Annotated in this window: 4 protein-coding genes; all 4 read right to left on the bottom strand. The window is 45.0% G+C overall.

What is annotated here, in order from left to right:
* Positions 1-606: 606 nt before the first annotated feature.
* The 4 genes from SD425_RS24045 to SD425_RS24030 all read right to left on the bottom strand — a co-directional run bounded on the left by SD425_RS24045 (position 607) and on the right by SD425_RS24030 (position 13,294).
* The gene (locus SD425_RS24045) at positions 607-1,767 is read right to left on the bottom strand and encodes a patatin-like phospholipase family protein (RefSeq protein ID WP_324673094.1); all 1,161 of its coding nucleotides are present in this window, start codon (positions 1,765-1,767) and stop codon (positions 607-609) included.
* Positions 1,768-1,883: 116 nt separating this feature from the next.
* The gene (locus SD425_RS24040; protein WP_324673092.1) at positions 1,884-4,613 is read right to left on the bottom strand and encodes a tetratricopeptide repeat protein; all 2,730 of its coding nucleotides are present in this window, start codon (positions 4,611-4,613) and stop codon (positions 1,884-1,886) included.
* A 49-nt stretch (positions 4,614-4,662) separates the two neighbouring features.
* The gene (locus tag SD425_RS24035; protein ID WP_324673089.1) at positions 4,663-7,626 is read right to left on the bottom strand and encodes a tetratricopeptide repeat protein; all 2,964 of its coding nucleotides are present in this window, start codon (positions 7,624-7,626) and stop codon (positions 4,663-4,665) included.
* Between the two features lie 547 nt (positions 7,627-8,173).
* Positions 8,174-13,294: a TIR domain-containing protein gene (locus SD425_RS24030; RefSeq protein ID WP_324673087.1), complete on the bottom strand. Its 5,121-nt coding sequence runs from the start codon at positions 13,292-13,294 to the stop codon at positions 8,174-8,176.
* Positions 13,295-13,675 lie beyond the last annotated feature (381 nt).

Here is a 13,675-nt window from a genome sequence, read left to right as displayed (position 1 = left end):
ATTGGCCGAACTGGATTCCTTAGGTTTTGCTCCGACTCGTGTGCTACCTTATAAAGAGGCCTTTACGCTCAGATAAAACAATTACGACTCGCGAAAATGACCAAGTCTTTTTATAACTCTACGCTCCTGTTTCAAGCCCCGGTTCTTGGCTTGCTGTTGAGACATAGCTCACTTTTGTTTTCCTCACTGCCTACGTCGAGCATCCTAGTGCGCGGCTTTCTGCTACTTGTAAATTAGCATATGGGGCTGATACCTAACTGACGAACCACGGCTTATATTTTCGAGCTTTCGCTTGCTAGTCGCAATGCTTCGGCTCGAGGGGCATCATAGCGAAGGCGTTCACGTGGCGAACTGTTGATTGATTTTGAACTCATGAGAGCAGGAACATAGTACCCTTTTCTTCTCACTTGATTAAGTCCATCTTACTACTAATATTACCAGGTAATGATCGGCACCCGAGCGCACGTGCGCCGCTACAAGCAATTCAGACCCGCCAGCTTGCTCAAAGAATTGGTGCATCTTAATTAAGAGAAGCTCTACCTTGTGGCTAGTGGGTGTTTCTTGACATGTCTGCGTAAGACAACGCGTAGCCCTGGGGAGTCTAGACTAGATATCAAACGCTTTAGGAAAATTCTCTTCCATAACTTCTAAAGCTGCTTTTTTTCCAATTTCAAGTAATGTATCAATATTTTCAAAATGGTCCATCTGAACAAGAGAATTTACTTCTCTTTGACTTTTATTTATTCCAAATCCCTTTAGCACGTCTTGTGTTATCTTCACATTAAACCGGGTAAATGAAAATATTCTTTCAGTTATATAATTTACGTCTTTCAAATCTTGATACTGACTATCAATAAATTCTAAAGGGCCGTAATTTTTACCAAATAGTTGCATAATAGCTTGGTTCATTTCTAAGGCATCAGTCATAAAAAGCTCAGATATCTCAGGAGCCCAACTAATAGTTCTTCGATTAGAAATTTCGTTTACTTTTTGTTTTTTAACACCATTACCAGTTCCAAACGATGAAATAAAAATATTTTTTTCTCCCAAATTCCAATTAAAGCCAAAGGAAGGAATAGTACATGTAAGAAACAACTGAAAAGCAGGATTATTAGCGAGGCTAACCCCTCCATCAATAAAGGCAGCATCAAAGCTTTCACCATTGCGTCTTTTTAATTTGATTTTTTTAGGCGAAAAATAATAAGGCGCAGCTGAACTTGCTCTGCATAGTTCCCAAAGTTTCTGCCCTTTGTTTGCTTCATAGTAGATTCCATTAGGATGATTTGCAACTGTCCATAAGCTGTATGTATCTGCCCTTTTTGCCATAATAGCTAAACCGCATTTTATCTTTTCTGTATCACCGATGCAAGTATCACCTAACTGTTCTTTTAACTTAGCCTCCAAAACTGAACTTTTATAAGTTGATTTTAAAAATGATCTAATTGTAGTGAAGCTTCTTGGAATGATAGGCCAAACACGATTACCAAATACCTCTTTGCCGAAATTCTTGTACAAGTTTATTATTTCTTGAACTGGCTTTCCTAATGCTAGGCAAGATGCAATGATGGCACCAGTACTTGTGCCACCAATTAAATCATAATAATCTGACAATACCAAGGTTGGGTTATGATATCTCTCCCGAAGGATTTTTTCGACTTTTAATAAATAACCTAAGGTCAAAATGCCCCTGATTCCGCCCCCATCCAAAGACAGTATGCGTTTAGGACCTTGTTGATTAGACAATTTTTCGGCAAGATCTTTTTTCATTGTTCAGATGACAATTGCGTCTTAAAAATTTAAGACGCAGTGAAACAACATATAACCTTTAAGTCAAACTAACACTAATAAAATATAAACTATTTAAATAGTCCAGAACTTAGTGCTTAAGACAAACCGCCTGTCATTTTTTGAATAATTTCTTCAATTTCTGCTTCGTTTTTCCCTAGCTTCTTCAATATACCACGGTATGTTCTATATTCTCCTAAATAATTAGGATGTTCATACCCTGTTTGCTTTTGATAATCAATGAGAATAGCAAGGGCTCGATGTACAAGTGGCTCTGCTTTGTCAAAGTGATTTGTACGTCTGAATACATAACCTAGTACATCTAACGCTAAACTCACCTTTGGATGGTTAGGGCCATAAACTTGTTCAAAGATTGTAATAGCTCTGCTTGCTAACATCTCTCCTTCTGTTGAGAGCTTAGCAAGAGGGAGCATATGTACTAAATTAGAAAGGCTCAAAGCTACACGTGGGTCATCAGGTCCATAATGATCCTCATTGATAGCGAACGCACGACGCATAAACAATTCTGCTCTTCGCCAATGCCCTGTGTCTTTTGACGCATAAGCTAGACTATTGAGACGCAAGGCTACTCTTGGATGGCACTTACCAAAATTCTCCCTATCGATATTCAGAGCACGCAACATTATTGATATAGCCTGAAGCAAGCGATCACTACCTCGCAGAATAGTTGCTAACTGGCTTAAGCATGTTGCGACAGTTGAAGCGTTTTCACCATCAATACGCTCTCTAATAGCTAAGGAACGACGTGACAGTGCTTCAGCTTCTTCCGCTCGGCTATGATTTATATCAAAAATTACACGTGATAGATTATGCACGTATATACTTTCGTCCCGCTCATTTGGATGGTCATCAATAATTGATATAGCTCGGTACAATATAGACTCAGCTTCATCTAATTCACCTAACTCCTCTGATGCACGTGCCAAGTTATTTAGTATTGCAGTAAGATCTGAGTGATGATGACCTAAGCGCTCTTCTGAAAGAGTAAGCGCACGTAATAACACTCGCTTTGCCTCTGTAAACTGTACTTTTTCTAATAGATAATTACCTAAAGTATTATATAATTCCGATGCATGCTCAACTAAGCCTGTGTTATCAGCTTGTTGTGCTAATATTGAAAGATGGGGAGCTAACGGTTCTAGTATTGGCCAATTTCGTACATCTTGTGGATCTTTGACAAATCCTTCTTTTATCCACTTCAATGATTCTGATAGCACAACTAAACTATGCTCATGATTTAGTTGGCAACGAGTTACATCTTGTACCAGCCGATGAATAGAAAAGGATGGAGTATCCTTCAAGCGAGTCACTAACGAGTAACGATCTAAATCAGTTAAGGCCTCTAGAGCATCTATTGACCTAATTTCAGGCACAGAGAGTTCTAGTAATGTTTCAGGAACCGGCTCAGGAGCCAACCAAGCCAACCTATTTAATAAAATACGAGCTGATTCAGATAATAAATTAAACGAAGTCAGCCATGTAGTAGCTATACTTCTTGGATATTGCATAAGTCGTTCATCATACCATGTAATTACGGACTCATGATTGGCTAACCACTTCTCTCGATATCTTTTTAATGTGAGCCGATTAGTAGCAATATAAGCGCCAGCCTGTTCTAAGGCTAATGCTAATTGTCCTAAATCACAAGCTATTGCTTCAGCACATATTTGATCATCAGCAGATTTTCGGCGATGGATATCTGTGCGTTCTAATAAAAAATCAGTTGCATCAGATACGTCTAATACATTCATTTCTAAGGGTACGATAGCTCCACTCCAATTTCTCAAGCGCGAAGTAATAAGCACTTGACCTGCTGAATGTATTTGACCTAACATTTTTTCAACGGCTAACGCAGTTTCATCTGTATCTACGTTATCTAAGATTAATAGCCAGCCAGGATGTTGCTGTAGCCATTGTAAGACGGCTCTTAGCCGAACTTCCTGATCATTTTCCGTTTGCTCTTGTAATTTCAACGTGTTGCAGAGAGCGGCTATGTTAGCGAATAAAGTTGCTACAGAGTCAGCCACCACAAAAAGTATTGCAGTATATTCATTCTCAAACATATGAGCATATTCTATTGCTGCACGAGTCTTACCAATGCCACCTAGCCCATGCATAGTAGCAGTCTTAGCTTGCGTCGTAATAGCAGCAATCCGTTGATGGCCTTGAAAAGTTATCCCTCCAAATGTTTTATTTATCTCTTGTAGAAATGAATCTCTACCCTTAAATAGATTACCAAGTGACCCGTAAGGTAAATTATTAATCTTTGCGCTGGGCCCTAAGCCTAAGTCGTAAAAAACTTCTTTTACTAATTGAAAAGTATTGATAAAGTTTTTACGATGCTCACCATTCTCTCTAATTGCTGTACGGTGTTCTTGCTGCGAAATATAATCTTGGCTTTTTTCTAGTTCTTGTTCTATTGATTGTGTAGAAGGCAACACTTGAAAATAAACAAATATACTTTTACTGTAACGACGCGCTAACCAATACTCCCATTGTGTATAAGACCTAGTAGGCAAAGGGCTCGGTAGTGGCTCTTGCCAATTTGAATAAAGACGTTCAACGTGCTGTGTACTTGGTCCGGCCCCTGCAGATGTCCCTACCAAATGTATAACTATATCACTGTTGCGTACTCCATTATCTAAGCGTTCTAATAAGGAGGTATCTCCTTGTTGAAAATCCTCTTGGACTACTATTGTAAAAGGCTCGCCGATTAAAGTGCCAAGTTGATTAGCAAGTCGTAACCTATGCTGAGCAAATTCATTACTTACACAGGAAATAAAAATCACCTTCTGCAGTGTATTCATGTAATTAAAGGAATAGTAAAATACTAGGAATGCGCTGAGTGTATAACAACTACTTATTACGTATCGCGTCAATAGCACTATTTATCAATTCGTCTGATTTTCCTATTGCTTTTAATACAGTACGGTATTCATTAATTGCAGAATGGGAGCGAGGATGTTCAGAACCATTCTGCCGCTCAAAAGCAAAAAAAATACTCAAGGTGCGTCGCAATAATAATTCAGCTTCCTGCAGATGATTTTCAGATATGCTTAGGCGCGCTAAATTCACAAGATGAATAGCAACATCTGGGTGGTGCTTTCCGTGATTTAGCTCACTAATACTTAAAGCTCGGTGCATCATTGATTTTGCGTCTTTTAAGTGCCCAATGGCTTTAATTACCTGCGCAAGGTTGTGCAGATCTCTAGCCACACTTGGATGATCTGAACCATAGATGTCTTCATCTAGAGACAATGCCTCCCGTAGCATTGGTTCTGCTTCAGCTGAACGACCTTGATCATTTAGGAAGACCCCCAAATTATTGAGGCTAGTAGATAATTCTATAGGGTTTGAGCTGGAGTTTGTCCTACTCGCAGTCAAAGCCTGACGTAATAAAGATTCCACCTCATCTAGTTGATTAGTTGCCATTAGCATAGCGGCTAGAGAGTGTTGGGATCTAGTTACGTAGGGATGATCGGGGCTGTAATTATGCTCCATGATATGAAGCACTTGACGTGCTAACGCCAATGCTTCCGTACTACGATTAGTATCCCGAAACAAACCCGCTAAGTTGTTCAATCCTCTAGCTACAGTAGGATGATTAACGCCATATAAATCTTGGTATATGGTAATAGTACGCTGTAGAGCCTTCTCAGCTTCAGGTGAACGATTTGTTGAATGTAGCAACTGAGCCAGATTGTTAAGATCCCTCGCTATATTAGGATGATCAGGGTGATAGCTTTGTTCGTCGATCTCTAGTGCACGACGTAATAGTTGCTCTGCTTCTTCCAAATGGTTCGTGTCCATTAGCAAGGTGGCCAAATTGTTGAGGCGAGTAGCAACGTTGGGATGATCAGTACCATCTTCGCTCTCACTGATGGCTAAGGCACGACGCATCAGCGGTTCTGCTTCATCCAAACGACCTGTATTCTGCAACACGTTGGCTAGATTATTAAGGCGAACGGTTACAAATGCATGATCATGGCCGTGAACCTGTTCATCGATTATAAGAGCTTGCCGTAGCAACTTTTCAGCTTCAGGCATCTGTGCCTTTGCCATTAATAATCGGCTTAGCTCATTTAACAAGCCAGTAGTTGGAGAGGCAATCTCTAATTGAACGCCATACTGAGCACCCGTCATGACATGAGGTGCTAAAGGTTCTAAGATCGGCCAATTACGAGTATCATCTGGCTCGTATGCGAATGCTTTTTCTAACCATAGCAGCGCTTCACGTAATACATTTTTTCTGTTGATTAGCGACAACCGTTGACGTGTTACTTCTTGTACTAATCTGTGCACCGTAAAGGTTGGCATAGTGAAAGAGCGCGTCACTAGTGAATAGCGAGCAAGTTCCACTAAACCTGATAGCATATCTATTGGGGTGGCAGTCGGTACTGAAACCTCTAATAAAGATTCAGGTACTGGTTCAGGCGCTAACCATCCAAGTCGATTTAGTAAAGTACGACTTGCCTCAGTCAACATTTCAAATGAGGTTATCCATGTTATAGCAACACTCTTTGCATACTGCATTTGTTGCTCATCAAACCATTCCAATAACATAACGCGGCTCGTTTCCCACTTCTGGTGGTACTGCTGCAGGGTACATCGTGTCGTCTCAATGTATGCACCAGCTTGCTCTAGAGCTAGTGCAAGTTGCCCTAATCCAATAGCAATTGCTTTAGCTAAGTCTTGGTCCTCAAAAGTTTCTCTGCGCCCATCTTTAGTACGCTCCAGCAGAAAGTCAGTAGCATCCTCTAAAGACAGCACGTCTAATTCGATCCGCTCCACTTGCCGGCTCCACTGACTGAAACGACCTGTGATTAGGATGTGCCCGCCATGCAACTTACTTAATAACTGCTCAACTGCCTTAGCAGCCTCTGATGTGTCAACGTTATCGATAATCAGAAACCAGCTTGCATGTTGCTGTAACCATCGCAAAACTGCAGCTAATCTTTTCTGCTGTTCTGCCTCTCCCTGCTCCGGTAGATTTAGCACCAAAGGGCCGCACAGGTTAGCAAGGTTGTTTAGTAGAGCTTCAGGCGAATCACCACTTACAAAAAGTAATGCATTGTAAGTATTCTCGTAGTGCAAAGCGTACTCTATTGCTAAGCGTGTTTTGCCAATACCGCCCAATCCATATAGTACTTTAACTATGATTTTTGAAGCAGATTGAGTAGCTATAAATCTTTCGCGTAGATCCTTCAAAAGGGCATCACGACCTTTGAAAACCGAGCCCAAGCTGGTATAAGGAAGATTGGTGGGTCTGGGATGAGATAGATCAGGAAAAGGTAGGAGCAGAACATTCTCAACCAACTTAGTTGATAAAATAAGAGGTTCATAATTTTCCCCTTGATGCTTCTGTACCCACTTACGATATACTTGTTGATATTGCTGTAGGTCTTCACTCTCCTGATTCGGTTCATCAGGTTTGAAGCCCTCTTTGCTTATGTATGTGTATGTCTTTTTACCGTGATATTTAGCTAATAGGTATTCCCATTGTGTATAAGAAACGTCATTTACGTAATTATCCGCTTTGTACTGTTCGAAGATAGAAATGGTACTGAGAGACTTTATATGTTCTTCGGTAGGGAAGCCTCCACAACAGTCACCTATCAACAGTATAACAGCATCACATTGTTGGATGTATTCATTTAATCTCTCAAGCAGAGTTCCCGAACCTTGAGTGAAGTATTCTTGGTCATGCACCACTATACACTTACGCCGCAGGACACGCGCCACCTCCTGCCTATAGCTACGCAGTTCATTAGAGACAGCAGAGATAAAAATGCTATATGTTTTATCCAACTGAATACTCATTAATTACAATCATCAATATACTATAGCAGAAGTTAAACAAACAGCTTATTCTCGCCTACCTATCACCTTAAATCAAACAGATATTTATAAAATATTATGCAGAATGAGTACCTCAACAACCCATTGTTGATGAGAGATAGAAAAGTAGGATCAATAAATAACTATTTGATTGTCAGTAAATTTTACTGCTGAATTGAAATAGTAGACGAGTCCTGAAGTTTTTCATATGATTCTACTTGTTATACCTGAAAAAATTTTCAGAATTCAATTTGCGTCTTGAAACAAGCAATAGAATTGCGTAAATAATGTCCTTATGATACATTTGACTGTTGCAGAACCCTATCAGTATTTCAGAGAAGTTATGTCTTATTTCCTCGTTTACGAGGAATAATAGCGATAAGTAGGCTTTTTAGCCTTTCTCAGAAATTGACTTTATTAGTTAAATTCACCATTGGGAGTCCTGCAACAGCCACCATCCTTTTGTCGAATAATAAAGGGGTTATTGTAGGATTATTTATGTAGGCCATCCATAAACTTCTCACCTTCTTCATTTACCCCGTTGCAAAGCATGCACCGCTTGTTGCGTCATCCGGAAACTAGTCTCATCAGGCCAATGGGCCAATGCCTGCGCTATTAGGCGCGACGACAGCCTGCCCTCGCCGCCCTTGGCAAGGGCACTCGCTAGTTCGCCGCACAGCATGGGACTGTTCAGTTCCAGCGCCCACCCCGCCAGGGTGTCTATCGGCACATCACCCGGGGCGGTCATTTCGCCTGTCTTCACACGGTCAGTCAATACTTTCACCACTGTTGGGTGAACTGGTAGGGCTGAGAAGGTTTTGCGGTAGGGGCCACTGATACTCGTCCGCCTCCATTCATCCCATGTTAAGTTTCGGCCGATGGCCTTTCCCAACTGCGCGAATAGCGCATTACCGTCCAATACAGGCCGGCTGTAAGGAAGTTTACCCTCCAGCATTACTCTCTTTCCTCCATCTGTGAGTTGCAGGCCATCTATGTCTCCCTCTGCCAGGGTGAGTATTTCCTGGCTAGCAGCATTCTGGCCTTGGGCTTGCACATCGAACATTAGTAACTGGGTTCCACGGCTCATATTCCCCCCAGTCGAGGAGCTGGAGGAACTCAAGGCAAACAATCTGTCCCCGTCGGGAGCGAAAAGCACCTGCTTAAGGTCTAGTGCACCAGTGGGGAGCCTAACCGGGGCTGACGCACTTCCTTCAGGCGCTAGAAACCAGAGAAACGGTGTGGCGTCATCTGTTGTCGTGATAGCAACCTTGTTAGATTGTTGATTGAATATTACCTCCCAATAATGATTAAGGGTCGGGACGGGCCCTCTGAGCAAACCTGTAGGCTCGAAAATGCCTTTTGCCTCATTGAGGTGCCATAGCCGGGCAAAGTCATCCGTACCCATTACGGTTACTAGGAATTTTCCATTCGGACTGAACACTGCCGTTCGGAGATATTGTGTCAGTATAGGTAGTACTTGCGGCTCTAGCATGGGAGCACGCAAATTTCGTATTGTCGCACGCGTTTCTGACTTTGTCAGAATATCGTTCGTTCCAGTCAACAGCCACTGGCTGTTGGGGCTGAAAACGAACATATCAGAGGCGGCTTCCTGACGGGTTAGCGTTAGCGGGTGGATACCTTTGACCGTCTGAGACAGGTGCACCAACTTGCCAGGTGTGTGGAATATCCTGTCGCTCGGAATGCCTAACCATTGGCCGTTGGGGCTGAATAGACCAGTTGCATAGGAAGTGCCTAAATCACCTAATTCATACCGTTGTGCCTGGCGTTGCCCGTGGGCTATGTGCCATAGATAGCCTACCCTGTCACTACTGCCGCCGCTCATTGATGAGCCATGCCCATATACCCAAAGTTCTCCGCCAACGCAACTGTATTCGCTGAAGTATGCCCTTGCTCCATTGGAAGCAGTTAATGGTATCGAATATGGGGCCTGTGCTAGTAGATACGTTTTTGCCCCTGTGGACTCATTCACGAGCAGCCAACGTGAATCTGGACTGAAATCATTGTCATTCTCATCCCACGTACGGACTTGAATCGTGAAGGTGACGGCACCATCAACCGACCGAACAATCGATTTGTCTTTGCAGGTGGCTGGTTGAGCCACAAGCCACCTGCCATCCGGGCTGAGCCGTATTTTACCGGTAGGGTAGTTATTGGGCACTTCAATAGCCTCATCTAACGGAGGCAATTGTCGGGGGGAGCCTATCTTCGACAAGTCCCAAAGCTCCAGATGGTCATCCGCCAGGAGCGCGGCGGTGCTTCCAGATTCGGCCAGCAGCGAGACCTTATAGCTTATCTGCCAGTTGCCAGCCGCCACTGCTCTGCTCCCGGGCCATCCCTGCTTCAGGTTCCACAGTCGCAAGGTGCCTTCAATATCGCCGGAAACAAGCCATTTCCCACTCCGGCTGATTTTGACAAAATCCGATGTGGTATTAAAGCCACGAAGTTCTACCGGCTTCGTAGCTGCATTTGACAGGCTGGTCAGCCGAATGACTTCGTCTGAGCTGGCCGTAGCTATGAAGCTCCTATCTGGTGCCAGTGCGGCTGCATCAATATTTCTGAAAACATCCGTGGGGTCAGACTCGTGGCGGGCCGTGGCAAGCATTGTGGCCGGGCCGGCACTAGGCAGCGACCAGCGCTTCATGGTGCCGTCCAAGCTGGTTGTCACTACAGTTTGGCCTGGGTCAATGAATGCGGCGAACGAAATGGCTTGTTCATGCTTTAGCAGACGTGGAGTTCCAACTGGGTGCAGGTCGTGCAGCGTCCATACCTTCGCCGCAAGGTCTGCCTCATCTGACCCTTCTACCCAAGATGAACTTGCTGTAATTAGATGGGTCTGGTCTTCAGACAGGTCGATGATATCAATTGGTACCCGGGTTGGCGTACCCTGTTGCACCGCTGAGTGCTTGGCATCAAAACAGACGACAGGCAGCCGTAGCCCGGCACTATTCAGCCTCCATGCTTGTACATAACTGTGCCGAGAGCCGGAAAATAGTATGTTCGCATGCATGTCGAGCTTCAGGATACTTACCTCATCAGGTACAAGTTTTCGGAACCTGCTGATTTCTCGTAGTCCCTTCGGGTCTGTCAGACTATAGAGGATAACCTCGTTACTAGTGGCGGCGGCCAGCAGGCTTCCGTCATCCGAGGCCGCCATTGCTTCCAAGGCCCCACCGGGTATTCGCACCGGTTGGCTTGGCTTGCCCTTTGTCAGCGGCCACTGCCAGCCCTCCCTTTTATACCTTTCATCATATGTGATAATACTAGTGCCGTCCACACTGAATGCCACAAGTCGTGACCCGGCGTTGACGTATATAGAATAGCGCAGCGCCTGCGGAAATGGTAGGTTAGGGTCAAACACTTGGATGACCCCCGAGTCATCAATTGCTGCTGCAAGTGATTCATCCCGATTGAATACCACATTGCTGACTAAATGGTTAAGGCTGCCCTGATACCCCTTTCCATCCAGTGTCATTAGGGCGTCGTTCGCGGCTTTACGTGCTTGAGGGCTAACCAACTCATCCTTGTTGAGGGAAACAGCTAAGGCTTCAGCAGCAAATAACACGGCTGTCTGAGGACTTGCCTGTCCGAAGGTATTAGCTTGACTTGCCAGGAATTGTGACAGGTTAAGTCGGCTTTCATGTTCAAGCTGCTGTTGTGTGTCCTCGCTTTTTCGTTGATTGATAATTAGAAAAATAAATGTTATTATCGCTGCAATAGCAGCACTGATAGCGGTCCCTGCGAAAACGCGCTGTCGCCTTTTGCGAGCATTGTCAGCATCCATACTCTGCTGAACAAAAACAAGCCACTCCTGTGGTAGCTTGGCCACCCACGTAGGGTAGCGCCTAGCAGTTTCCAGTAATATACCCTCAAGGAACGCTCCCTCACGTTCTTTCGACCCAGTCTTTTGATAATCAGCCCATGCCTGCTCAATACGTTGGCGCCAAATGAGGTGTTCCCTCTCATCAAGCAGCCATCCGTTTAGTAATTTCCACTTGCGTAGTACAGCCTCATGTGAAACCTCAACTGTATCCAGTTGTCTATGTCCTGGCAATCGGTCTATCACCAGCAGCCGCTGGCCTTCATCTGCCAGCAGGTACACCAACTTATGGGCATCAGCCGGGATATCGCTCAGCAGCGCCACCCGTCGGATGAATTCACCCTGTTCATCTACCCTGACCAAGTGCGGTATGAATACTTTCCTCAATAGTTCATGCAGTTTCCCGTCGTCCGATGCGAAACTATACTCTTTGGCTGCCTTGTCGAGGCCACCTTTGGCTGCGCTCTCAATAGCCCCCGAGATTTTACCTAATCTTTGGTATTCGTTTAAAGTCAGGTTGCCATCACTTCCGTACTCCCGATACAGGCGCTCCAATGTAAAGGCCAGCAGGGGTAGGGCATCCTGCCCCGCCGCGTCAAGCAGCAACTGGTCTGTCAAGCCGGGTTTCAGCTCCAAGCCTACTAGGTTGGCTGGCTTCTCAATGACCATACCGAATGAGCCTTCTGGCATGGGTTCTAGGCGCAGCAATACCTGGCGCCCTGCGGGAATCCGGTGCTCATTTTCCAGTAGGCCGTAAGAGGGGGAGCGTATGGAGGTAACTACAAGTAGGCCTGTGTATGTCTCCATTGTCCCACCCAGGAGTTCAATGAATAATGTGGCTTCCTCACTTGCATCCGGACTCCACAATTCCTCTAATTGGTCAATAAACAGTACTACTGTTGGAACGGCATCCTGCTCCGTAGCCGGTTCCAGCAATAATCGTTGATGGGCCTGCGTGACAACCTCAAGAAGGGCAACCAAGCCTTTGCTACCTTCCTGGTCTAGGTAGTCCCGAATGCTCCCTCGTGTTTGAGGGCACCAGTCAGTCAGCTTACCTGTCAGGGCTGCATCCTTCAACGCGCTTTCCAGTGCCTGATACAATCCCATTTCACCCGAAAGCACAGCCCGGGCCGGCCTCACCACAGGTAGCGGCAGGAAATTCTGGTCGTCACGCTTCAAGCGGGGCCAGAGGCCGGCTCGCATCAATGAGGACTTACCGCAGCCCGAGGCCCCAAGTAGCACCAACATTCGCTGCACTCCCGTATCACGTATGCGCCGTAGCGTATCCAATGCCGCGATAATCTGGGTGTCACGGCCAAAGAAAATGGCAGGGTCTTGCTCGGTCAGCGCCCGTAGACCTGGATAGGGCGGCCTCCCTGGGGCATGCGTGAATGTATTTGCATCAATACCGGCTTTCAGCAAACCTCGCTTCAGCCGCTCATATCCTTTCTTATCCGTTACTAGGTTCACCGCCTGGTGCTCGGCCTTCATGAGAGGTAGCATGCTATAGGAAGCGTCCGGCTCTATCAGCACAGGTATGCATTTTTTGCCTAACATCTTGGAAGTCAGATACTCGGTGATGCACCATTTCGAAGCCTCCCAAGCTTGCGATACCAGAAATATTACTACCTCACACCGGCCCATGGCTACCTGTAGTGCTTCCTGCCATCTTTCCCCCGGTGCTATACCTCTTCTGTGGTCAAAGTCTAGGAAAATGTCCTCCTTATCCCAGCCATTCTCGACCAACCAGGCATAAATATTTTCTGCCCACACATTGTCAGGGCTAGCATGGCTAATGAATATTCGGGCCATATTTCAGGTATAAATAGAGCAATAACTACAAGCCCAAGAGTAAAAATTTTGCTGAACATATATGAATAAAATAGCGCAAGCATCAGTGTCAGCACTGATTATATTATGCATGGACATGGGCTGGCGCTAAGCGTTCAGCAGGTATCTTCCACGCCTTGATACGTTTATAGTTGCTATTACCCTTTTAACTGAACAACTCACCTCACCAGAAAAGGAACAATAGGAGAGGTAAAAAGAGCCGAGAAGAGGTTCACACGGAGTACTTACTTCCACCGACCCCAAATGCCTTTCGCGCCGGAGTCGGAGCCGTTATACTGCTTACCGCTCAATTAGTCTAAGATCAAGTAGACCCCAGCCCCAAACTTTTAACCAAGGCCACTA

The sequence above is a fragment of the Hymenobacter sp. GOD-10R genome, from assembly GCF_035609205.1.
GTDB lineage: Bacteria > Bacteroidota > Bacteroidia > Cytophagales > Hymenobacteraceae > Hymenobacter.
This window is presented reverse-complemented; position numbering and strand designations above follow the sequence as displayed.

Coding starts and splice junctions, on each gene's coding strand:
- SD425_RS24040 (WP_324673092.1), bottom strand. CDS start 4,613: ATGAATACACTGCAGAAGGTGATTTTTATTTCCTGTGTAAGTAATGAA.
- SD425_RS24030 (WP_324673087.1), bottom strand. CDS start 13,294: ATGGCCCGAATATTCATTAGCCATGCTAGCCCTGACAATGTGTGGGCA.
- SD425_RS24035 (WP_324673089.1), bottom strand. CDS start 7,626: ATGAGTATTCAGTTGGATAAAACATATAGCATTTTTATCTCTGCTGTC.
- SD425_RS24045 (WP_324673094.1), bottom strand. CDS start 1,767: ATGAAAAAAGATCTTGCCGAAAAATTGTCTAATCAACAAGGTCCTAAA.